At 63.0% G+C, this 22,757-nt stretch carries 22 protein-coding genes, 1 tRNA gene and 1 pseudogene; 19 read left to right on the top strand and 5 right to left on the bottom strand.

What is annotated here, in order from left to right; translation table 11 throughout:
* Nucleotides 1–272 (top strand): annotated as a pseudogene (locus R3X27_RS08790) (hypothetical protein); the annotation flags it as partial.
* 40 nt (nt 273–312) lie between these two features.
* Here R3X27_RS08790 and R3X27_RS08785 read toward each other — a convergent pair.
* The 4 genes from R3X27_RS08785 to R3X27_RS08770 all read right to left on the bottom strand — a co-directional run bounded on the left by R3X27_RS08785 (nt 313) and on the right by R3X27_RS08770 (nt 3,150).
* Nucleotides 313–387: transfer RNA gene (locus R3X27_RS08785), tRNA-Glu, on the bottom strand.
* Between the two features lie 85 nt (nt 388–472).
* The gene (locus tag R3X27_RS08780) at nt 473–1,885 is read right to left on the bottom strand and encodes a carnitine 3-dehydrogenase (protein WP_317708474.1); all 1,413 of its coding nucleotides are present in this window, start codon (nt 1,883–1,885) and stop codon (nt 473–475) included.
* A gap of 8 nt (nt 1,886–1,893) precedes the next feature.
* Nucleotides 1,894–2,214, bottom strand: coding sequence for a hypothetical protein (locus R3X27_RS08775; protein ID WP_317708473.1), 321 nt, complete (start codon nt 2,212–2,214; stop codon nt 1,894–1,896).
* 24 nt (nt 2,215–2,238) lie between these two features.
* Nucleotides 2,239–3,150, bottom strand: coding sequence for a 3-keto-5-aminohexanoate cleavage protein (locus R3X27_RS08770; protein WP_317708472.1), 912 nt, complete (start codon nt 3,148–3,150; stop codon nt 2,239–2,241).
* A gap of 77 nt (nt 3,151–3,227) precedes the next feature.
* Here R3X27_RS08770 and R3X27_RS08765 point away from each other — a divergent pair, with 77 nt between their 5' ends.
* The 10 genes from R3X27_RS08765 (at nt 3,228) to R3X27_RS08720 (ending at nt 13,808) form a co-directional block, all read left to right on the top strand.
* A complete protein-coding gene (locus R3X27_RS08765) occupies nt 3,228–4,169 on the top strand; it encodes a GlxA family transcriptional regulator (RefSeq protein WP_317708471.1) in 942 nt (313 codons plus the stop codon).
* A 146-nt stretch (nt 4,170–4,315) separates the two neighbouring features.
* Entirely contained in the window at nt 4,316–5,905 is a 1,590-nt protein-coding gene (locus tag R3X27_RS08760; RefSeq protein WP_317708470.1) for an ABC transporter substrate-binding protein, read from the top strand.
* 63 nt (nt 5,906–5,968) lie between these two features.
* Nucleotides 5,969–7,060, top strand: a complete 1,092-nt coding sequence (locus tag R3X27_RS08755) for a Xaa-Pro peptidase family protein (protein ID WP_317708469.1) — start codon at nt 5,969–5,971, stop codon at nt 7,058–7,060.
* A complete protein-coding gene (locus R3X27_RS08750) occupies nt 7,060–8,067 on the top strand; it encodes an ABC transporter permease subunit (protein ID WP_317708468.1) in 1,008 nt (335 codons plus the stop codon). The genes R3X27_RS08755 and R3X27_RS08750 overlap by 1 nt, the downstream gene beginning before the upstream one ends.
* 1 nt (nt 8,068) lies before the next feature.
* Entirely contained in the window at nt 8,069–8,959 is an 891-nt protein-coding gene (locus R3X27_RS08745; protein WP_317708467.1) for an ABC transporter permease subunit, read from the top strand.
* Nucleotides 8,960–8,963: 4 nt separating this feature from the next.
* Nucleotides 8,964–9,941, top strand: a complete 978-nt coding sequence (locus tag R3X27_RS08740; RefSeq protein ID WP_317708466.1) for an ABC transporter ATP-binding protein — start codon at nt 8,964–8,966, stop codon at nt 9,939–9,941.
* Entirely contained in the window at nt 9,938–10,891 is a 954-nt protein-coding gene (locus R3X27_RS08735; RefSeq protein WP_317708465.1) for a dipeptide ABC transporter ATP-binding protein, read from the top strand. Before R3X27_RS08740 ends, R3X27_RS08735 begins: the two co-directional genes overlap by 4 nt.
* 227 nt (nt 10,892–11,118) lie before the next feature.
* Entirely contained in the window at nt 11,119–12,348 is a 1,230-nt protein-coding gene (locus tag R3X27_RS08730; RefSeq protein ID WP_317708464.1) for a hypothetical protein, read from the top strand.
* Nucleotides 12,349–12,365: 17 nt separating this feature from the next.
* A complete protein-coding gene (locus R3X27_RS08725) occupies nt 12,366–13,160 on the top strand; it encodes a tryptophan 2,3-dioxygenase (protein ID WP_317708463.1) in 795 nt (264 codons plus the stop codon).
* Between the two features lie 87 nt (nt 13,161–13,247).
* Nucleotides 13,248–13,808, top strand: a complete 561-nt coding sequence (locus R3X27_RS08720; RefSeq protein WP_317708462.1) for a hypothetical protein — start codon at nt 13,248–13,250, stop codon at nt 13,806–13,808.
* Between the two features lie 43 nt (nt 13,809–13,851).
* Here the strand turns inward: R3X27_RS08720 and R3X27_RS08715 are convergent, their stop codons facing one another.
* Nucleotides 13,852–14,244: a phage holin family protein gene (locus R3X27_RS08715; protein ID WP_317708461.1), complete on the bottom strand. Its 393-nt coding sequence runs from the start codon at nt 14,242–14,244 to the stop codon at nt 13,852–13,854.
* A gap of 182 nt (nt 14,245–14,426) precedes the next feature.
* Here R3X27_RS08715 and R3X27_RS08710 point away from each other — a divergent pair, with 182 nt between their 5' ends.
* From R3X27_RS08710 to R3X27_RS08675, 8 genes are all read left to right on the top strand, one after another.
* Entirely contained in the window at nt 14,427–14,804 is a 378-nt protein-coding gene (locus R3X27_RS08710; RefSeq protein ID WP_317708460.1) for an SHOCT domain-containing protein, read from the top strand.
* 45 nt (nt 14,805–14,849) lie between these two features.
* Nucleotides 14,850–15,926 carry an AI-2E family transporter gene (locus R3X27_RS08705; RefSeq protein ID WP_317708459.1) on the top strand — a complete coding sequence of 359 codons (1,077 nt, stop codon included), beginning with the start codon at nt 14,850–14,852 and terminating at the stop codon, nt 15,924–15,926.
* On the top strand, nt 15,923–16,294 hold the full coding sequence (locus R3X27_RS08700) for a potassium channel family protein (RefSeq protein ID WP_317708458.1): 372 nt from the start codon (nt 15,923–15,925) through the stop codon (nt 16,292–16,294). The genes R3X27_RS08705 and R3X27_RS08700 overlap by 4 nt, the downstream gene beginning before the upstream one ends.
* Nucleotides 16,295–16,459: 165 nt before the next feature.
* Nucleotides 16,460–17,563, top strand: coding sequence for a LacI family DNA-binding transcriptional regulator (locus R3X27_RS08695; protein ID WP_317708457.1), 1,104 nt, complete (start codon nt 16,460–16,462; stop codon nt 17,561–17,563).
* 20 nt (nt 17,564–17,583) lie between these two features.
* Entirely contained in the window at nt 17,584–18,930 is a 1,347-nt protein-coding gene (locus R3X27_RS08690; protein ID WP_317708456.1) for an ABC transporter substrate-binding protein, read from the top strand.
* A 99-nt stretch (nt 18,931–19,029) separates the two neighbouring features.
* A complete protein-coding gene (locus tag R3X27_RS08685; protein ID WP_317708455.1) occupies nt 19,030–20,277 on the top strand; it encodes a sugar ABC transporter permease in 1,248 nt (415 codons plus the stop codon).
* A complete protein-coding gene (locus R3X27_RS08680; RefSeq protein WP_317708454.1) occupies nt 20,277–21,491 on the top strand; it encodes a carbohydrate ABC transporter permease in 1,215 nt (404 codons plus the stop codon). Before R3X27_RS08685 ends, R3X27_RS08680 begins: the two co-directional genes overlap by 1 nt.
* Before the next feature lie 6 nt (nt 21,492–21,497).
* A complete protein-coding gene (locus tag R3X27_RS08675) occupies nt 21,498–22,757 on the top strand; it encodes an MGH1-like glycoside hydrolase domain-containing protein (RefSeq protein ID WP_317708453.1) in 1,260 nt (419 codons plus the stop codon).

Below are 22,757 nucleotides of genomic sequence, written 5' to 3'. Positions count from 1 at the left end.
TCCTTTCGTACGAGTTGGCCCATCACGAGCCGGACGAGATAGTCAAGAGGGCGACTCGCTCGCAGCACGGTCTCTGCAAGGGCGTCGCTGAGATGATGGCGCAGGCTGGCGCGTCGGTCTACGAAATCGGTGCCGTCTTGGCCCACATCGAGACTAAGACAACCGAGATCTACACCGAAAAATCCGACCGCCGGAAGCTCGCCTCAGAGGCCACGAAAAAGCGCGCCAAGGGCGAAGGTGTCCCACAGCATCCCGAGCGTGGGACACGCTGAGGGTGTACTCCACCACAATACAACAGTTTTTGGGAAGAATTGGCAGTCCGTAGGGGAATCGAACCCCTCTTTCCAGGTTGAAAACCTGGCGTCCTAACCGATAGACGAACGGACCGCATCGGCGTGGCGCTCTTCTTAGCCAAGGATTTGCGGCTTTGCAAGCGGGTTTCCGACTGAAAAAACACGACAGAGCGGGAAGCTCAGAGACGTTCCTTTTCAGCCGGTTGCGGCATGGCAGCATGGGCTTGTGTGAGCTGCTTCAACCGTAGTTGAAGAGGGGCGTCAGGGTCGCAGGCACGGCGAGTTTCGAGACTGACATGGATCAGCAATTGTTCGGCCGTGGCCATCTCTTCGCCAGCGGCGTTGAGCATTCGGTGAAACAGGCGCAGTTTCTTGCCTGTACCGTCCAGAATCTGGCTCTTCACACAGATCCGCTCCCCTGCCTTGGCCTCATCGAGGAAACGGATGCGGATATCGACGGTGAAGTAGCTCAGCCCCGAAGCGACGTAGTCGGCATCCGCACCGACGGCCACCATCACCGCGTCGGCGGCGTCCGAGAAGGCCTGCCCGAAGCGGCTCTCGTTCATGTGACCATTGTAGTCGGTCCAATCGATGGGGACGATCCGGTCCACCGTGGTGAGGGGGGCGTTCTCTGCGGTTGGGGCGGACAGGGTTGCTTCATGCTCGGTGATGAGCTTTCCAGCGGCGGCGTCGCGGGCCTTGAGGGCGCGCATCATAGCGACGAGATTGTCATCGCGCATCCGTTCCAGTTCGCGGATCGTGAGGTGGCCGGATTGCGCGTCCGACTGGTCGGCAATGAGGTCGACCAGCTCCTGAGTGAACTCGGGCACATCCATGAGCTTCGTCCAGGGCCATTCCAGGGCCGGGCCGAACTGGGCCATGAAATGCTTCATCCCGGCCTCGCCGCCGGCGATCCGGTAGGTTTCGAACAGCCCCATCTGCGCCCAACGGAGGCCGAACCCATAGCGGATGGCGTCGTCGATCTCCTCGGTGGTGGCAATGCCGTCCTTGACCAGCCAGAGGCTCTCGCGCCAGACGGCTTCGAGCAGGCGGTCGGCGATATGGGCGTCGATCTCCTTGCGCACCGTTAACGGATAGAGCCCGACCGCGCGCAGTGGGGCGCTGGCCGCGTCCGGCGCGCCGACCAGCTCGATCACCGGCAGCAGGTAAACCGGGTTGAACGGGTGGGCGACGAAGAGGCGTTCGGGATGGATCGATCCCGCGCGCAGCTCGGAGGGTTTGAAACCAGAGGTAGACGAGCCGACCAATGTGTCCGGCGCGGCGGCGGTTTCAATCTCGGCATAGACGCGATGCTTGAGATCGAGCCGTTCGGGCACGCTTTCCTGGATCCAGTCGACATCCGACACCGCCTCGGCAATGGTGGCGACATGGGTAAGCCGGCCCTCGGGCGGCAATGCACGGTCATAGAGCATCGGCAGGGTGCGCCGCGCATTGGCCAGTACCTCGCCAATCTTGCGCTCGGCCTCCGGGTCGGGATCGAAGAGCTTCACGTTCCAGCCGTTGAACAGGAAACGCGCGGCCCAGCCGCCGCCGATAACCCCGCCACCAATGATCGCTGCCGTCTTTGTCATGGATGTCCTCAGTCTATGCACATTTCATATGTCGTGCCGTCATCGTCCAGAAAGACATGGCAGCCGAAGAGGGGTGTTACCGTAGAGCAGGTCTTCGTGTCCGCCATGCACATGCCGGTGCAGTCCGATTCCACGCTGCAGGCTTTCCCGGCATCCGGCGTTGGAAGGGTGCAGATCGGCTCTTGCAAGAGCCCGGCCACGCCCCAGGTTCCACCGCGCGCTTCGCAGCCTGCCATGTTGGACGGTTCTGCGGGCGGGTCGGTCTTCGGGTCTTGTTGGCAGGCGCCAAGAGCGAGAATTGCGAGGCCCAGGAGGAGAAAATGTTTCATGGAGATACTCCTTTTGCCGCGACCCTAGGCCAGCGGCGCGCGCTTCTCCAAGCCGAGCCGTTGCCGCACCGCGTCAGGGCCGATCACCGTCGCGCCGAGCCCCTCGATGATCCCGCGAGCGCGTTCGACGAGCTGCGCATTGGTCGCCTGCACGCCCTTTCCGAGCCAGAGATTGTCCTCCAGCCCAACGCGGACATTGCCGCCCGCCAGCACGGAGGCCGCGACATAGGGCATCTGGTGACGGCCCAGCGAGAAGGCGGACCAGGTCCAGCCCTTCGGCACATTGTTGACCATCGCGAGGAAAGTGTTGAGGTCGTCCGGCGCGCCCCAGGGCACACCCATGCAGAGCTGCACGAGGGCAGGGGAGGCGAGAACGCCTTCCTCCACAAGCGCCTTGGCGAGCCAGAGATGGCCGGTGTCGAAGGCCTCGATTTCGGGCTTCACACCCATCTCGGTCATCATCGATCCCATCGCGCGCAACATGCCGGGCGTGTTGGTCATCACGTAATCGGCTTCGGCGAAGTTCATCGTGCCGCAATCGAGGGTGCAGATCTCGGGCCGGCACTCGGCGACATGGGCCACACGTTCTTCAGCGCCGATCATGTCGGTTCCCGCGACAAGCGGCAACGGGTTCTCCGTGCCGCCGAAGACCATGTCGCCGCCCATGCCGGCGGTCAGGTTCAGCACCACGTCGATCTCGGCGTCTCGAATCCGCTCCGTCACCTCGCGATAGAGCGCCTTGTCCCGCGCCGGCGCGCCGGTCTCGGGGTCGCGCACATGGCAATGCACGATCGCCGCACCGGCCTTGGCCGCCGCGATGGCCGAGTCCGCGATCTGTTCCGGCGAGCGTGGCACATGCGGGCTGCGATCCTGCGTGCCGCCCGAGCCGGTCACGGCGCAGGTGATGAAAACGTCCCGGTTCATTTCGAGCGGCATGGCGGTCTTCTCCGTTTGACAACGGCCCTCAAGCTAGACGGATTGACCCGGCTGACTGTGCCGGTTTAACTCGAACCATGCCGGATTGGATCAAGCCGTCAACCGAGAGCTGGACTGTTGGCGTGCTCCTCTTCGAGCGCTTCTCGATGCATTGCCTCGCCAACACGATCGAACCCCTGCGCGCGGCCAACGGGTTGCTGGGGCGTTCTGCCTATCGCTGGGAGGTGCTGACGCTGGACGGCCAGCCCGTCACCTCGTCGTCCGGTTTCACCATCACGCCTGAAAGCCGTCTGTCGCGGGCGCCCGGCGGCGATATGCTGGTCCTGCTGCCCAGCTATGGCGCGCGAGCTTACGCGACGCCGGACTGCAACCGGGCTCTCAGGGCGGCGGCGCGGCGCTTCTCGACACTGGTCGGGCTGGACATGGGCTCCTGGTTGCTGGCCGAGGCCGGACTGCTCGACGGCTATGAGGCGACGATCCATTTCGAGGAGATGGAGGCATTTTCCGAGACATTCCCGGAGATCCACGCCCGCCGTCGCCGCTGGGTGCGCGACCGCAACCTGTGGAGCGCGGGCGGGGCGATGACGGCCTATGAGCTCGTCGTGAGTTGGCTGGCGGACACCCATGGCGCTGCGTTGTCGCTGGAGATCGCCTCGATGTTCATGCATTCCGATGCCGACGCGCCGCGCGTTGAGACACCCGGCCAGACCGACCGCTATGTCGCCCATGCGCTGGCCGAGATGGAGGCCAATATCGAGGAGCCGCTGAGCATCGAGGCGCTGGCACGGGCGGCGGGATGTCCGCAGCGTGAGCTGGAGAAGCGATTCTCGCGTGCGCTCGGGGCGAGTCCACGCGCTGTCTATCTCCGGCTGCGGCTCAATCTGGCGCGACGCCTGCTGGGCGAAGGCCGGATTTCGGTCTCGGAGATCGCGCTGCGCTGCGGCTATACTGATTCCAGCGCCTTTGCCCGGGCGTTTCGGCGCGAATTTGGCCTGTCGCCACGTCAGTTTCGTCCCTGAGCCGCCTGACCAAAAGGACAGGGCGGCATTTTGCGTCGCTGCTTTCGCATCCGTAACGCTGTCGGGCCATTGCATCCCAAGCGGTTTGGTTGTCAAATCTCCGCCACCTGCCCGGATAACGGGCAAAACCAATTGGGAGAGTTCTCATGAAAATCACGCGGACCGTAACCGCGGCGCTTCTGGGTGCCACGTTGCTGGCCAGCGCGGCCTCGGCCAAGACGCTCGTCTATTGCTCCGAAGGCTCGCCTGAAGGCTTCGACCCGGCGCTCTACACCTCCGGTACGACCTTCGACGCCTCTTCGCACCCGATCTACAACCGTCTGGTCGAGTTCGAAACCGGCACCACCAACGTGATCCCGGGGCTCGCCGAGAGCTGGGAAGCCTCCGAGGATGGGCTCGAGTACACCTTCAAGCTCCGCCAGGGCGTGAAGTTCCACTCCAACGACGCCTTCACGCCGACGCGTGACTTCAACGCCGATGACGTGATCTTCTCCTTCGAGCGTCAGTGGAAAGAAGACAACGCCTATAACCAGGTCTCCGGCGGCACCTGGGAGTATTTCGGCGGCATGTCCATGCCCGACCTTCTCAAGGAAATCGTCAAGGTTGACGATTACACCGTCAAGTTCGTGCTGAACCGTCCGGAAGCTCCGATGGTCGCCAACCTGGCCATGGACTTTGCCTCGATCCTGTCGGCCGAATATGCCGATGCGATGCTGGCCGCGGGCACGCCCGAGCAGCTGAACCAGGCGCCGGTCGGCACCGGTCCGTTCACCTTCGTGGCCTACCAGAAGGACGCCGTGATCCGCTATGCGGCCAATGCCGACTACTGGAAAGAGGCCTCCCCGCTGGAGAATCTCGTCTTCGCGATCACGCCGGATGCCTCCGTGCGCTACCAGAAGATGAAGGCCGGCGAATGCCACGTCATGCCGTATCCGAACCCGGCCGATCTCGAAGCCATGGGCTCGGATGAGGACATCAACTTGCTGCAGCAGGAAGGCCTCAACGTTGGCTACCTCGCCTATAACACGCAAGTGGCGCCCTTCGACAATCCGAAGGTCCGCAAGGCGCTGAACATGGCGATCGACAAGAACGCCATCATCGACGTCGTCTTCCAGGGTGCCGGCGTTGTTGCCAAGAACCCGATCCCGCCGACCATCTGGTCCTATGACGAGTCGACCGTCGACGACGCCTACGATCCGGACGCCGCCAAGGCCGCCCTGGAAGCCGAAGGCGTGACCGATCTGTCGATGAAGATCTGGGCAATGCCGGTGCAGCGTCCCTACAACCCGAACGCGCGCCGCATGGCCGAGCTGATGCAGGAAGACTTCAGCAAGATCGGTGTGAACGTGGAAGTCGTCTCCTACGAATGGGGCGAGTACCTGTCGCGTTCCAAGGAGCTGGACCGTGACGGTGCCGTTCTGCTTGGCTGGACCGGCGACAATGGCGATCCGGACAACTTCCTGGCCGTGCTGCTGGGCTGTGACGGTGTTGGCAAATCGAACCGCGCCCAGTGGTGCAACGAAGAGTTCGACAAGCTGACCATCGAGGCCAAGCAGGTTGCCGATGTCGAGAAGCGGACCGAGCTCTACAAGCAGGCTCAGGCTGTCTTCAAGGCCGAAGCCCCCTGGGCCACGATCGCCCACTCGACCGTCTTCATGCCGGTGCGTCCGGAGGTCGAAGGCTACAAGGTGCACCCGCTGGGTGGTCACATCTTCTACGGCGTGGATCTCAAGTAATCCACTTCACCGGACCGGGGCAGCCTCTGCCCCGGTCCTTTTCCTTTCGAGGACTTCCCCGACATGGACCGCTACAGCGCCCTGCGCCAGACCGCCCGCGATCTGGACGCCGATGCCATCGCCATCGTTCCCGGACCGAATTTCGAACGGCTCTTCCTGAAGTCGTTTCACAGCCATGAGCGCCCGCTCATGATCGTGGTGCCCGCAGAGGGACCGCCTGCTGCGATCGTGCCCAATCTCGAGATGAAGAGCTTCGAACCGCTCGGATTCGAAGGCCCGGTCTTCGATTGGCGCGACCAGGATGGCTATGACGGCGCGTTCGCGGCGCTGGCTGCGCATCTGCCGCTGAAACGGCTCGCGGTTGAAGGGCAGGTTATGCGCGTCTTCGTCCATCATGCGCTGAGCCGCGTGTATCCGGGGCTGGAAGTCATCGATGCCGAGAAGGAGATCTCGGCGCTGCGTCTGGTGAAAACGGTCGAAGAGCTGTCGATTCTCGAAGAGGCGATCCGAATCTCGGAAGCCGCGCTGGCGGAAACGGTGTCGCAGGTTCGGGTTGGCCAGACCGAGCGCGAGATCGAAATGCTGCTCACGATGGCACTCTTCCGTAATGGCGCAGAGGCCCATGCCTTCAGCCCGATCGTCGCTGCCGGGGACAACTCCGCCAAGCCCCATGCCCATTCCCGCGCCGATTACGCTATCCGCGCCGGCGACACCCTGCTCTTCGATTTCGGTGCGAAATTCGGCGGCTTGAACGCTGATATCACGCGCACTTTCTTCGTCGATCATGCGCCGGAACCGGTCGCGGCGGCCTATCAAACGGTACTCGCGGCCAATCTCAAAGGGCATGAGATCACCCGCGCCGGCGTCACCGCCCATGAGATTGACGATGCCTGCACATCGGTGCTGGAGGCGTCGGAATTCGCCGATCTGATCCGCCACAAGACCGGACACGGGCTCGGCCGCGCGGTGCACGAAGCGCCGCAGATCATGCGCGGGAACCAGGAAAAACTGGAATCCGGCATGGTATTCACCATCGAACCGGGGTTATACGCCGCCGATGCGTTCGGAATACGCATCGAAGACGACGTTCTGGTCACTGACACCGGATGTCGCTCGCTCACAACTTTTTCAAAGGACCTGACGGTAATCGGATAATGCTGAATTTCCTCCTGTCCCGCCTCATGACCTTCATCCCGACCTTCATCGGGGTGACGCTCATTTCCTTCTCCTTCATCCGCGTGCTGCCGGGCGATCCGATCATCGTCATGGCCGGCGAACGCGGCATGTCCGATGAACGTTATGCCGAGCTGCGCGCGCAATTCGGCTTCGACCAGCCGCTTGTGTCGCAATACTGGGACTACATGACCGGCGTGTTGCAGGGCGATCTCGGCACCAGCTTCGTGACCAAGAAGCCGGTCTTCGACGAGTTCTTCGCCCTTTTCCCGGCAACGTTGGAGCTGTCGCTCTGCGCCATCACGCTGGCGATCCTGCTCGGCATCCCCGCCGGCGTCATCGCCGCCATCAATCGCGGCAAGTTCTTCGACCGCGCGCTGATGTCCTCGGCGCTGGTCGGCTACTCGATGCCGATCTTCTGGTGGGCGCTCCTGATGATCATCGTCTTCTCCGGCTGGCTCGGCTGGACGCCGGTCTCGGGCCGCATCTCGCTGATGTTCTTCTTTGACGACGTGACCGGTTTCATGCTGATCGACAGCCTGCTCTCGGGCCAGTCCGGCGCATTCAAGTCGGCTGTCAGCCACCTGGTCCTGCCGACCATCGTGCTCGCCACCATCCCGCTTGCCGTGATCGCGCGCCAGACCCGCTCGGCCATGCTCGAAGTGCTGGGCGAGGACTACATCCGCACGGCGCGGGCCAAGGGCCTGCCGCCCTCGCGGATCACCTATATCCACGCGCTGCGCAACGCGATGATCCCCGTGATCACCGTGATCGGCCTGCTGGTCGGCACGCTGCTGGCCGGCGCCATCCTGACCGAGACGATCTTTTCCTGGCCGGGCATCGGCAAATGGATGGTCGATTCGATCTATCGCCGCGACTATCCCGTCGTGCAGGGCGGCCTGATGCTCATCGCCGTCATGGTGATGGTCGTGAACCTCACCGTTGATGTGCTCTACGGCCTCATCAACCCGAAGATCCGGAAATCCTGACATGGTCGAGACAACCCAATCCGTCGAACGTCCCGGCCGCCTGAAGGAATTCTGGTACTATTTCCGGGAAAACCGGGGCGCCGTTATCGGACTCTATGTCTTCCTCATGGTGTTCTTCGTGGCGGTTTTTGCGCCGATTCTGGCGCCCTATGACCCGACAGAGCAATTCCGTGAGCATTTCCTCCAACCCCCGGCCTGGCAGGAAGGCGGCAGTTGGGATTTCGTACTCGGAACCGACGCGCTTGGGCGTGACCTCGCCTCGCGCCTGATCCACGGTGCGCGCTTCTCCTTCTTCGTTGGCGTTGTCGTCGTCGTTATCTCCACAACGGGCGGCATTTCCATCGGCCTTCTGGCTGGCTTCGCGCCAAAATGGCTCGACACGATCATCATGCGGCTGATGGACGTGATCCTCGCCTTCCCGTCGCTTCTGCTGGCCTTGGTGCTGGTCGCGGTGCTGGGCCCGTCGCTGATGAACGCGGTGATCGCGATCGCCATCGTGCTCCAGCCGCATTACGTCCGCCTGACGCGGGCCGCCGTGATCTCGGAGCGGCACAAGGACTACGTGACCTCGGCCAAGGTGGCCGGGGCGGGCCGCTTGCGGATGATGTTCGTCACCGTCCTGCCCAACTGCCTCGCGCCGATCATCGTCCAGGCCGCGCTGTCCTTCTCCAACGCCATCCTCGACGTGGCTGCGCTTGGCTTCCTCGGAATGGGCGCGCAGCCGCCCACCCCGGAATGGGGCACCATGCTCGCCGAGGCGCGCGAGTTCATCCTGCGCGCCTGGTGGGTTGTGACCTTCCCCGGCCTCGCCATCCTGATCACGGTGCTGGCGATCAACCTCATGGGCGATGGTCTCCGCGACGCGCTCGACCCGAAACTCAAGAGGAGCTGACGCGATGGCCTTGCTAGAAGTCCGCAACCTCTCGGTCGATTTCGAGACCACCTCCGGCCGGTTCCGCGCCGTGGACGGGTTCGACCTTACGCTCGACCCGGGCGACATCACCGCCGTCGTGGGCGAATCCGGCTCCGGAAAATCCGTGGCCTTCCTCGCCATGATGGGACTGCTGCCCTGGACCGCGACCATCACGTCGGACGTGATGAAGTTCGACGGCAATGATCTGCGCTCGATCACGCCGCGCTCGCGCCGCCAGATCATCGGCAAGGACATGTCGATGATCTTCCAGGAGCCGATGACCTCGCTGAACCCCTGCTACACGGTCGGATTCCAGATCAAGGAAGCGCTGCGCATCCATCTCGGCATGGATCGCAAGGCGCGCCAGGCCCGGGCCATCGAACTGTTCGAGCAGGTTGGTATTCCGGCGCCGGAGACCCGGCTCTCCACCTTCCCGCACCAGATGTCGGGCGGGATGAACCAGCGGGTGATGATCGCCATGGCGATTGCCTGCAAGCCGAAAATGCTGATCGCCGACGAGCCGACCACGGCGCTCGACGTGACCATCCAGGCGCAGATTCTCGAGCTGCTGACCAGCTTGCAGGAAGAGACCGGCATGGCTCTCGTTCTTATCACCCATGACATGGGGGTGGTGGCCGAGACGGCACAGCAGGTCTCGGTGCAATATGCGGGCCAGAAATGCGAGCAACAGGAGGTAACGGCGCTGTTCGAACGCCCGCACCACCCCTATACGGCCGCGCTGCTGGCCGCTCTCCCGGAGCGGGCGACCACCAAACACCTGCCGACCATTCCCGGTGTCGTGCCGGGGCAGTTCGACCGGCCGAAGGGCTGCATGTTCAGCCCTCGCTGTTCGATGGCCACCGAGCTGTGCCACTCGACTCCGCCGCCTGTCGGTGGCGCAGAGATCGGCTATGCCCGCTGCCACACGCCCATCAATCTCACCGCGGAGGAAGAGGCATGAGCGAACCCGTCCTCGTCGCCGAGAACCTGACCCAGGAATATGTCCTCAAGGGCGGCATGTTCGGCCAGGACCGCATCGTGCGCGCCCTGACCGGCGCCTCCTTCTCGCTGGAACCCGGCAAGACGCTCGCCGTTGTGGGGGAAAGCGGCTGCGGCAAGTCCACGCTGGCGCGCTGCATCACCATGATCGAAGAACCCGTTGCCGGCTCTTTCATGCTCAACGGCACGAAGGCTACGGCTGACAATCATGACGAACTGCGCACCACGGTCCAGATCGTTTTCCAGGACCCGTATGGATCGCTCAACCCGCGCCAGCGCTGCGGACAGATCCTTGAAGAGCCGCTGATCATCAACCACCCGGACATGCCCCGCGAGGAGCGCACCCGCCGCGCCCGCGAGATGCTGGAACTGGTCGGTCTGCGCCCTGAGCATTTCGACCGCTACCCGCATATGTTCTCCGGTGGCCAGCGCCAGCGGATCGCTGTCGGCCGGGCGCTGATGCTGGAGCCCAAGGTGCTGGTGCTCGACGAGCCTGTCTCGGCCCTGGATCTCTCGATCCAGTCGCAGATTCTCAATCTGCTGGTCGACCTGCAGGAGCGGCTTGGGCTGGCCTATCTCTTCATCAGCCATGACCTCTCGGTGGTGAAACATATCGCCGACGACGTGATCGTGATGTATCTCGGGCGCCCTGTCGAAGTGGCCTCCAAGGAGGCGCTCTTCGAACATCAGCGCCATCCTTATACAAAGGCGCTGCTCTCCGCGACGCCGATGGCCGATCCGACCCTGCGCAAGCAGCGGATCAAGCTGACCGGCGAGCTGCCGTCTCCAGTCAACATTCCGCCCGGATGTCCCTTCAGCCCGCGCTGCTGGAAAGCCAAGGACAAGTGTCGCACCGAGCGGCCGGAACTGGACGACGACGTGCAACGCGCGGCCTGCCACTTCCCGGAATAGAGCGGCCTTTGCTCTTACGGGGCGGAGCCGGAGCAATCCCGCAGCCCACCGCAAAGACCACACTTGCGGCGGCAAGGCGGCGTGTTCGCTTGCCATCCTTTCCACATGGACCCGATTTCGCGCATTGATCGCGCGAAATTCTTGCCCGAACGCGCTGGCCCGCCTACAAGCTTCGGGATAGCGCAAACAGGGCTGCCAGCCCGAAACGGGATCGAGAGGAGTGGTCGGTGAGATCCGAACCGCCGAGAGACATGCAGCAGGAACCGCTGCCTGCAGCGGACTGTGTGCAGGCGCTGGAGGCTTGGAGTCGCGACCCCGAAGAGGCGGGGTTTCCCTATGCGCCCGTGCTTGAGCTCTACCTTTCCTGCGGCAAGCATTTCGTTCCGCCAGAGATCCTCGTCCAGCTCGACAAGGCCCGGTCGCTTTCGCGCCAAGGACAGCTGCGCGTCTTTCTCGATATTGCGCTCGACAAGCGGGACAGGCGCTATGACTACAGCAGCTATTGTGCACTGGCGCTGCTGGACCTGCCCGATGACGGTGGGGATCTGGACCCCGGGGAGATTGACACGCGGCGGGACCGGATGCTCGTGGATCTGCTGGGCGATGTCATTCGTTTCGAGGTGCAGGCCCTGGACGGGGCAGGGGCCCCGCTGCCGCAAATGCGCCCGGAGCCCGTGGAGGCCGAGAAACGCGTGCAACGGGCGCTCGCCGCCCTGCGGCCTTCGGTCGAGCGGATGGACGGGACGGCGGAGACCGGGCTGGACGGCGCGCGCCGCTTTCTTGCCTGGCGGGATGCTGCGCTGACGACGCAGACACGGCTTCGGATGGCGCTGAGCCTTCAGCCGGTGCATCTCGTCCATGACGAGTACATGTTCCTGCGTATCCTGCAGAGCTTCGAGGTCAATTTCGCCTGGATCGCCGTTTTGTTACGCCGGGCGATCCGGGAGCTGCCCGAAGAGAACGGGGCGGCGCTGCCATCCCTGCGGCAAGCCAATGCGATTCTGCGCGAGGCGGCGCGGCTCTTCCCGCTGCTTGGCACGATGCAGATAGCGGCCTTCCACGATTTCCGCCGTTTCACCGAAGGGGCAAGCGCCATCCAGTCCGCCGGTTACAAGCGGGTCGAAGCGCTCTGCCGGCGGCCGGACCCGGAGCGGTTGGACTCGGCGGCCTATGCGGCCGTGCCGGAGGTGCGGGTGCGTGCGGAAGACGGGCAGGAGACGCTGGACGACGCCTTCGCGGCGGCGTGTCGGCACGGGCGGCTTGCGGCGCCGGAACGGGACGCACTGGCGCAAGAGATGCGCATATTCTCGAAGCAGCTCCTGCGCTGGCGGCAGGCGCATTACCAACTCGCAAAGCGCTTTCTCGGCACCCGCGGTGGCACCGGCTATACCGAGGGCGTGCCCTATCTGGACGCCGTGCGATCCGTTCCCGTGTTCCGGGAACTGCCGGACAGATGAACGAAGGACAGGCGGGAATGGCCGAGGACAGCGACTTCACCTATGGCCGCCACTTGCGGTTGGACCGCATCCTCCAGGCGCAGGAACCGGTCTCGCAAAGCCCGGACGAGATGCTCTTCATCATCCAGCATCAGACCAGTGAGCTCTGGTTCAAGCTGGTGCTCGCGGAGATCGATGCCGCGCGGGCCGGGCTCTGCGCGGGCGATCTGCGCGGGGCGGGCAAGGCGTTGCGGCGCGTGGCGCGGGTGCTCGATCACCTCGTCGCGAGCTGGGATGTGCTGCGCAGTCTCGATCCGCTGGATTTCATGAGCTTTCGCGGCGATCTTGGCGAGGCGTCGGGGTTCCAATCCGTGCAATACCGCCTCGTCGAATATGCGCTCGGCAACCGCGTCCTGTCACTGCGCAAACCGCATGAGGCCGATCCGGCAGCGCTGGAGCGGCTCGATGCCGAACTGGGCCGTGCGTCGCTCTATCAGGCCGCGCTGCGGCAGGTGGAGGCGCGGCTCGGCTGCACGCTGCCCGATGCGGCTTTTGCGCAGGACCGGCCCTACATTCGGCAAGAGGCGGTCCTGGCGGGCTGGTTGCGGATCTACCGGGAGGCGGACGCTTTCCCGGAGCTTTTCGACCTTGCCGAGCAGCTGATCGAGACGGAGGACCGTTTCCGGTGTTGGCGTTTCAACCATGTGACCACGGTCGAGCGTGTGATTGGCGCCAAGATTGGGACGGGTGGGACGAGCGGCGTCTCGTATCTGCGGCGGATGCTCGATGTCACCTTTTTTCCCGAACTCTGGGAATTGCGCACACAGCTTTGAACGTAGCTTTGAACAAGGGGGGCTTGCCTTGCCGGCGCGCAACTGAGAGTTGTCGAGTGTAAATTTTTTATTCGAAGGGTGTGAGGGATGAAACTTACAGTTTTGGCAGCGGCGGGCTGTCTCTTGCTGGCGGCGGGATGTGATACGATCGGCGGCTCGGATACATATGCGGAGCGGTCGGAGTCGATCTCTCTCGACGGGACAATCGAGGCGATCATCCCCGAGAAGCGCCTGTTCAAGGTGAGCGGGAAAGGCGGTTCGGTCGTCTTCCGTGCCGGCCCGCAGGTCGTGAATTTCGACGAGATGATGATTGGCGACCAGGTCTCGCTGGAATACCAGCAATCGGTTGCCGTTGGCATGGCTGACCCGGCAGACCCCGGAACGGCTCTCGGCGAGGTTGTCGCCGGGGCGGCGATGGAGGGCGAGAAGCCCGCCGGCGCCGTGATCGGCTCGGGCTCTACCGTCGTCGAGTTCCTGTCTTATGACGAGCTGACCCATACCGTCGTCATCCGGTTGAATGACGGGACGGTAGAGCGGATCTATGTCGAGAAGGAAATGCGCAAGTTCGCGGCGGCGCGGCAAGCTGGTGACCGGGTGGCCGTTGCGGTTGATCGGGCGCTGGCCATCGCGGTGACCAAGGTCGAGTAGAAAAGACGGGAAGGGCGCGCCGGGACACGGCGCGCCTGTTTTTTCAGTCCTCGCGGATGTCCTTGACGACCTTCTTGACCAGGAACATCGGCAGCACGAGTGTTGCGATCAGCGCGCCGGCCCAGACGAGGATTGTCGCCAGAAGCCAGGTCGAGGCGCCATGGATCTCCATGCCGCCAACGAAGAGATTGGTGATCAGGAGACCGACAAAAGTCGTCACCAACGCCACACCCCCCTTGAGCGCGGGCAAGTTTTTCTCCGACATCTTCTCGATCAACGGTCCGGCCAGCACCGAGACCAGCGAGAGCAGCACCGTCGCGAAAATGAAGCCTGTGGCAGTGAAGGTGAAGGACTCGCCCAGCAACACGCTTGCGACCAGCAAGCCGATGGCATTTGCGAGAACGTAGACAGCGGTGGAAATCAGCATTCGAACCATTTGGCCCCCCATTGGCTGTTCGTCGCCGATACTAACGAGCAAATACCCGTTTTAAAGCAGATAATTTCAGCTGCTGGTTGAATTCTTCCGGTGCTCGGGCCTATCGTGGCGCGGGTGGTTGCTACAATTCTCAGTCAAGCCGGGACCACCCTGAACACGGGTCATTCCAACAGGAGCCTGCTATGCCCATTCTTCACATTTTCTGGTCGATCTTCCTCATCTTCCTGCTCGCCGCCTGGATCTGGACGTTGATCGCCGTGGTCAGTGACATCTTTTCCTCCGAGGATCTCAGCGGCATGGGCAAGGGCCTGTGGATGCTGGCGGTGATCATCGTGCCTTGGCTTGGTGTGCTGGTCTATCTCATCATGCGTGGCGACTCCATGCAGGCGCGCTCGCAAAAGGCCGTCGAAGAGCTGCAGGAGGCGCAGAAAGCCTATATTCGAGACGCCGCGGGCGGGGTCTCGACGGCCGACGAACTCGCGAAACTCGCCGATCTCAAGGAAAAGGGCGTGATCTCCGACGAGGAATTCGCGGCCCAGAAAGTCAAGCTTCTGGCCTGACGGAAAAGGGAGCGGGTGCGGTGAGCCGCACCCCTCCGGACCGAGATGAAACTCCCCAATACCCGCCTCTTCACCCTCGTTCTCTCGCTCGCGCTGGTCATCATGGTCGGTTGGCTGCTGGTGAACGGCAAGGGTCTGCTGTTGCCGATCTTCACGGCGATCATCTCGGTCTATATTCTCAATTCCTGCGTCACGTTACTGGATCGCCAGCCGTTGATCGGGCGTCTGCCGGTCTGGTCGCTGCGCCTGATCGTGTTGATGGTCTTTACCGCCTGCATCATCGGAATAATGCTCGTGGTCTCGATCACCGTGGACCAGTTGCTGACCGTTGCGCCGACCTACCAGGAGAATCTCGAGGGCCTGCTGGCCCGGCTCACAACGTTTTTCGGCGTTCGGACCGACCCCACCTGGGCGGAGATCCGCGCCGCCACGATCGGCCAGATCGACCTGCGCGGCCTTCTTGCCTATCTCCTCGCCTCGCTGACCAGTATTGGCGGATCGATCTTCCTTGTCGTTGTCTATGCCGCCTTCCTGTTCGGGGAGCGCGCCAGTTTCGGCGCCAAGCTTGACGCCGCCTTCCCGCGTACACAGGCGACCCAGACGCGGGAGATGATCCAGAATATCAACGCGCGGATCGGCGAATACCTGGCGGTGAAGACGCTGATCAACATCATCCTCGGCCTCGCTTCATTTGTCATCATGTGGGCGATGGATGTCGACTTCGCGCTGTTCTGGGCCGTGATGATCGGGCTGATGAATTACATCCCCTATGTCGGCTCGCTGATCGGGGTTGCCTTCCCGGTTGTGCTGTCGCTGGCGCAGTTCGGCGCCGTGTGGCCGTCGTTCCTGCTGGCGGCGATGCTGACCAGCGCCCAGACCTTTGTCGGCAACGTGTTGGAGCCGCGCATGATCGGTCGCCAGCTCAACCTGTCGCCCTTTGTCGTGCTCGTTGCTCTGTCGCTCTGGACCACCCTCTGGGGGATTCCGGGCGCCATTCTCGCTATCCCCATGACATCGATGATCACCATCATCTGCGCCGGCTTTCCTGACACGCGTTTCATCGCCATCCTGCTGGCCGAGAAGGTCGAGGAAACACAGGGGACGGAGGAACAGCCGGTATGAGCCATTCGAAGAAACGCCGTGGCCACTGGTCCTTCGTCGGGGGCTTCCGCGAGGCCATCTGGGACCCCAGCGTGCGGCTTCTGCTTGGCCTCACCGCCATCGTCATCCTTGCCGGTGCGATCTTCTACATGGTCGCCGAGGGGTGGAGCTTTCTTGATTCGCTCTACTTCGCCACCGTCACCATCTCGACCGTCGGTTATGGCGATTTTGCGCCCGAGACGGTGTTCGGACGGCTCTTCACGGTTGTGTATATTGTTATGGGAATCGGCCTTTTCTTGGCGCTCGCCTCCGCCTTCGCCGATCACCTGATTGATCGCGCCCAACGGAATCACGGTGGTTCAAAACACGGCCACGACCCTGAATCGTAGGAAAATCGGTTTCGGAAGCCTCGGGAAGTACCAGTTTCTTTCCAGCGCAAAGACCTGAAATCATAGAAACAATACCCCACCCGTCGAATTATTTTCCAGCGCGATGCAACTTTTTTGTTGCCGAAACCGGTTTCGGAGCGTTTCGTATCAGGCAGGGAGAACAGCATGAACGATCTGGCACAGCGCAGGGGGAAGGCGACGGGGAGGCGACCGCGGGTCACCATCTCCGATCTCGCGGATTCCCTGGGGCTGGCCAAGGGCACCGTCTCCCGCGCTTTGAACAATTATCCCGATATTTCCGAGAGCACCCGCCAACGCGTCAAGCATGCCGCCGAGGTGATGGGGTACTCGCCGCTGAGTCACGCACAGGCAATTCGCACCGGGGTTGTTCGCTCCGTGGGGCTCGTGCTGCAAACCACGGAACATGACGGCCACCGCCCCTTCCTCGCCAGTTTCCTTGCCGGGATCTCCGAAGCCGCCTCCGCCGCCGACTGGTCGCTGACCGTTGCGACCGCGACCTCGGACGAGGACACCGCCCGCGTGCTTGGCCGCCTCGTCGCTTCACACAAGGCGGACGGGTTCATCCTGCCGCGGACCTATATGGACGATCCCCGGGTCGATTTTCTCAAGAGCAATCATGTGCCCTTCGTTCTCTTCGGGCGCACCCGCGACACCGATGGCTGCGCCTGGTTCGACATCGAGAGCGAGAAGGCTATCGAGGAGGCGGTCTGCATCCTGCACGGGCTCGGACATCGCCGCATCGCTTTTGTGCCGGGCCGCGAGGGGTATACCTTTTCTGAGCTGCGCTTGCAGGGATATCGCTCCGGGCTGGCCATGTGCGGCTTGCCGGAAGATCCGGCTCTGATCGGGCCGGGCGCGCTCAACCCCGAGGCCGGGGAGGCCGCCGCCCGCGCGCTTCTGGCGCTGGATGCGCCGCCCACGGCAATCGTCTGCTCGGCCGACCGCGCCGCCTTCGGCACCTATGTTGCCGCCGCGACGCTCGGGCTGGAGGTCGGGCGCGATCTCTCCGTGCTGTCCTATGACGGCGTGCCCGAAGGCGGGCTGCTGGCGCCGGCACTCTCGACGTTCTCGGTCGACATGCAGGCCGCCGGCCGGCGCCTGACCGAGCTTCTCATTCGCAGAATCCGGGGCGAGACCCCAGACTCCTTGCGTGAACTGGCACTCGCCAGGTTCCTTGCCCGTGGTTCGCATGGGCAACCAAGACTGTCCCCGGCGGAGCTCTCCCGCCGGGTGCGTTCAAAACTGTAGATCCCAAGGGAGGGAAAAACATGTCCAAAACCACCAAACTGATGACCGGCACCGCGCTTGCGCTGCTCATGTCCGGTCTCGCGGCCAATGCGGAAAGCATCCGCTTCTGGACCACGGAAGAGCAACCTGAGCGTCTCGCCAAGCAAGAAGAGATGGCAGCGGCCTTCACCGCTGAATCCGGCGTTGATGTCGAGGTGATCCCGGTCACGGAGAAGGACCTGTCCACCCGCGCCACCGCCGCTTTCGCTGCTGGTGACCTGCCGGATGTGATCTACACCCCGCTCGTCAACGTCCTTCCCTGGGCCGAGGCCGGTATTCTCGATTCCGACGCGGCCGGCGAAGTGATGGAAGCGCTCGATCCTGCCACCTTCGCCTCCGGCGCTGTCGAGATGGCTGCCTTTGACGGCGGCGTCGCAGCCGTTCCGGTCGATGGCTGGACGCAGATGATCGTCTATCGCAAGGACAAGTTCGACGAAGCAGGCCTTGCGGCCCCTACCTCTTACGAGACCGTCGTCGCCGCGCTCGAAAAGCTTCACAACCCGCCGGAAATGTATGGTTTCGTGGCTCCGACCAAGGTTGACGAAGCTTTCATGAGCCAGGTGCTCGAGCATGTTTTCCTCGCCAATGGCGTTTCGCCGGTCAATGCTGACGGCCTCGCCGAACTGGACGAAGCCAAGACCACCGAGGTGCTCGATTTCTACAAGGCGCTGGTCGCAGCCTCGCCCAAGGGCGAGCTTTACTGGAAGCAGTCCCGCGAGCTGTATTTCGCCGGACAGGCCGCGATGATCATCTGGTCGCCCTTCATCCTCGACGAACTGGCCGGCCTGCGGGATTCTGCCCCGCCGACCATCAATGACGACCCGACCTCCTCGGAGCTGGCTTCGCTGACCGGGATCGTGACAACCTTTGCCGGCCCGTCCAACTCGGATGGCGCGGCCTGGGGTGACACCCGCTATTTCGGCATCACCAATGACGCCGACACCGATCCGGCGATCGACTTCGTGAAGTTCTCGATGGATCAGGGCTACACCCAGACGCTTTCCATCGCGCCGGAAGGCAAGTTCCCGATCCGCAAGGGCACGGCCGAGGACCCCGAGAAGTTCACCATGGCCTGGTCGAAGCTCGATGTGGGTGTGGACCGCAAGGCACCGCTCTCCGAGCTCTATGCGCCGGAGATGATCGGCGAGATCGTCGGCGGTCTGGATGTCGCTCAGCGCTGGGGTGTTGCGGAAGGGCAGCTGGCGCTGGCCTCCAAGATCATCAACAGCCAGGTCTTCAACCGCCTCGTGCGCGAATATGTCGATGGCGAGCGTGACGCGGCCTCGACCGTCGCTGCGCTGAATGAAGAGCTCGGCAAGATCGAGTAAGCCTCACGAAAACCGGCCCCGGGGATGCGCTCCGGGGCCGCCCCCCCCCTCCACCAAAGGCTCGCTGCCCCCAAGCGACAGCGACCAGCGGAGATCACAATGACAACCGCAGTACCTCCAAAGGGTACAGGCCCGCTCGCAAAGCGCGAGGCGCGCCTGGCCTGGGGACTCCTGTTCCCAACGATATTCAGCGTGGCGATGGTCATCATCCTGCCTCTGCTGTCGATTTTCTGGATTTCCTTCAAGCCGATCGGGCTCGCGGACCTGCGCCCGCCGATCCCCGTGGTCAAAGAACAGCTGCGCGGCAAACCCGCTGCGGCCGGCGACACCGCGACCTTGGAGTATCGCCTGCGCAACTCCAGCCAGGACACGGAGATCGAGGGCGTGACGCTTCTGGACAGTTTCCCGCCGGGCGTGACCGTGACCGGCGAAATTCCCGAGGGCTGCAAGCAGACCGGCACCGAGTTCTTCTGCGATTTCGGTACAATCGACCCGAAATACAACAACCGCATGAAGATAGAGGTCGAGGTCGGCCAGGAATACTTCGACTGGGGCGGCCATCCCAAGGACAGCGAACCCGTCGTGACCGGCACGGCTGATTTCATCCTGACCAATGGCGAGTTCACCCTCGACAATTTCAAGCGCGTCTTCGACGGCTCCGAGTTCTGGAGCGTCTTCGGTGTCACGCTGGCCTATACGGTGTTCGGCACTATCGGCGCCATCGTGGTCGGCCTTTTCGCTGCGCTGTTGCTCAATAACGAGTTCCGGGGGCAGGGCGTGTTGCGGGGCCTCTACCTCTTCCCCTATGTCGCGCCGGTCATCGCCGTGGCCTTCACCTGGGTGACGCTGTTCGACCCGACCTCCGGCTCGGCCAACGAGCTGCTGATCCGCATGGGGGTGACCCAGGAGGGGATCAACTTCTTCGGTCAGAAGCCGCTGGCACTGATCATGGTCATCGTCTTCGAGATCTGGCGCTACTTCCCGCTCAGCTTCCTCTTCATCCTCGCGCGGCTGCAATCCATCGATACCGACATGTACGAGGCCGCCGACATGGATGGCGCCTCTCCGTTCCAGAAATTCTGGTACCTGTCGCTGCCGATGCTGCTCGGCATCCTCTCGGTGGTGTTCCTGCTGCGCTTCATCTGGACCTTCAACAAGTTCGACGACATCTTCCTGCTCACAGGCGGCAACGCGGGCACCCGCACGCTGACCGTGAATGTCTACGAACAAGCTTTCGCGATCTCGAATATCGGCGCAGGTGCGGCGGTCGCCGTGATTGTCTTCGGCTGCCTGCTCGTCTTCTCGATCTTCTTCTTCAAGTTCATCAGCCGTGAGGAGGGCCTGTGATGAAATCTCTGCGCAAGGGAAGCGTCGTCGGTCCGGTCATCGGGATCCTCTGGCTCTTCGTCATCGCCACCACGGTCGCCGTCATGATGTCCTTCATCACCGGCGCCGCCTTCCGCCCCGGACTTATCGGCACGCTGCTTGTCGGCGTCGGCCTCGGCCTCGCCGCCTTCCGGCTCAACGACAAATGGGCGCTGATCGGCGCCGGTGCCGTGGCCACCTTCCTGCTGATGTTGGTTGGGTTCGGCCCGGTCCTCACCGGCGAGGGGGTCACCTTCACCCACAAGCTGATGACTGCCGTTTTCGTCGGCTTCGGTGCCGGCTGGCCGCTCCATGCCATGCTCGGCAAGCAGCCGATGGGCGAGATGAACCGACATGAGTTCGAGGAGGTGGTGATCAAGTTCCTCACCGGCTTCGGCTATGTCTTCTTCACCGCCATCGTCATCATCCCCTTCTACGTCATGGTGATGACCTCGCTGAAATCGCAGCAGGCGCTGTTGCAGAACCCGCTCGACTTCACGCTCGACTGGGACAAGGGCTGGGGCCTCTTCCGCAGCTACCAGGAGCTCTTCACCGATTTCGGCTTCGGCGGCTATCTCTGGACCTCCTTCTTTATCTCGGTGGTCACGGTCTTCGTCACGCTGCTCTTCTCGGTGCCCGGCGCCTATGCCGTCGCCCGGCTGCGCTTCAAGGGCGCGGCGGCCTTCTCCCGCTCGATCCTGCTGATCTACATGGTGCCGATGATCGTCGTCGCGCTGCCGATCTATATCGTCTTCTCGATGACCGGCCTGCGTAACTCGCTCTTCGGGCTGATCCTGATCTACCCGGTCACCACGATCCCGGTCTCGCTCTACATGTTACAGGGCTATTTCCGGGGTTTGCCGGCGGAAGTGGAAGAAGCAGGTCTCATGGACGGGCTCTCTCGCCTGGCCGTGATCTGGAAGATCACCCTGCCGCTTTCGCTGCCGGCGTTGGCCTCGGTCTCTCTCTATGTCTTCATGATTGCCTGGAACGAGTTCCTGCTGGCCTTCATGCTGCTGGACGACCCGTCCAAGTTCACGCTGACACGCGGGGTGGCCTCGCTCAACTCTTCCGAGGTGCCACGACAACACCTGATGGCCGGCGCGGTGATTGCCACGTTACCGATCATGGTGCTCTTCCTCGGCCTTGAAAAGTTCATGACCAAGGGCCTGACGGCTGGTTCGGTCAAGGGATAACGATAGATGACCTACGAAAACCTCGACGAAGAGGCCCGGAAGATCCTCCGGGACAATGACAGGGGCGGCTACACCGTCCCCACCTCGGGCCTCTACCCCTACCAGTGGAACTGGGACAGCGCCTTCGCGGCCTGGGGGTTCTCGACCTTCGACAATGATCGCGCCTGGGTCGAGCTTGAGACGCTCTTCGCCTCCCAATGGGACGATGGCATGGTCCCCCACATCATCTTCCACCGTCAGGTGCCGGAATACTTCCCCGGCCCCGACGTGTGGGGCGTGGACCACACCCCACCGACCTCCGGCATCTCCCAGCCGCCGATTGCCGCCACCATGGCCCGCGCCGTCTATGAAAGCGACACGGAGGCTGGCCGCGCCCGGCTCGAAGGGCTGTATCAGGGGCTGTTGAACTGGCACCGCTGGTTCATGTCGGCACGGATGACGGACGGATTGTGCTGCGTCACCCACCCCTGGGAATCCGGTCGGGACAATGCGCCGGACTGGGACAGCGGCATGTCCGGCGTCGACACCTCCATGGTCGGCGAGTACACGCGGCGGGATACCGGCCATGTCGACAACGACATGCGTCCCACCAAGCAGCAATACGACGTTTATCTCGCCCTTCTCTTTTTCTCCCGCGACTGCGGCTGGGACATCGAGACGATCAACGAGAAGTCGCCGCTGCGCGTGGCCGATCCGGGGATGCATTTCATGCTCCTGCGCGCCCACCGGGATCTCAAGTGGATCGCGGAGCAATTCGGCAAGCCGGAGGTGGACGAGATCCAGGGCTGGATCAACGCGATGGTCCGCGATGCCGAGAAGTTCTGGAACCCGGATGGCGGCTATTATGACAGCATCAACATGCGCACGGGCGAATTCACGGGAACGCTCTCCAGCGCCTCCTTCTATTGCTGGTATGCCGGGATCGACGATCCGAGGATGGTCCCGCATCTCGAGCGCGTGCTGGCGGCGGTGAAATACCCGGTGCCGTCCTATGATCCGGAGCGCGAGGATTTCGACCATATCCGATACTGGCGCGGTCCGCTCTGGTGCATGGCCAATTCCCAGATCGGGGCCGGTCTTGCCGAGATGGGGCATGCCGATCTCGCCGAGAAGGTGCGCCTCGGCACGCGTGCCGTGATCGCCGATCACGGCTTCGCCGAATATCACAGCCCCGTCGACGGAACCCCCGCCGGCGGCCAACATTTCACCTGGACCGCGGCGAGCTGGCTTACCTATGCCAGCCCGCAAGCCAAGGGAGGCTTCTGA

Source organism: Tropicimonas sp. TH_r6, assembly GCF_033101155.1.
Classification (GTDB): domain Bacteria; phylum Pseudomonadota; class Alphaproteobacteria; order Rhodobacterales; family Rhodobacteraceae; genus Tropicimonas.
This window is presented reverse-complemented; position numbering and strand designations above follow the sequence as displayed.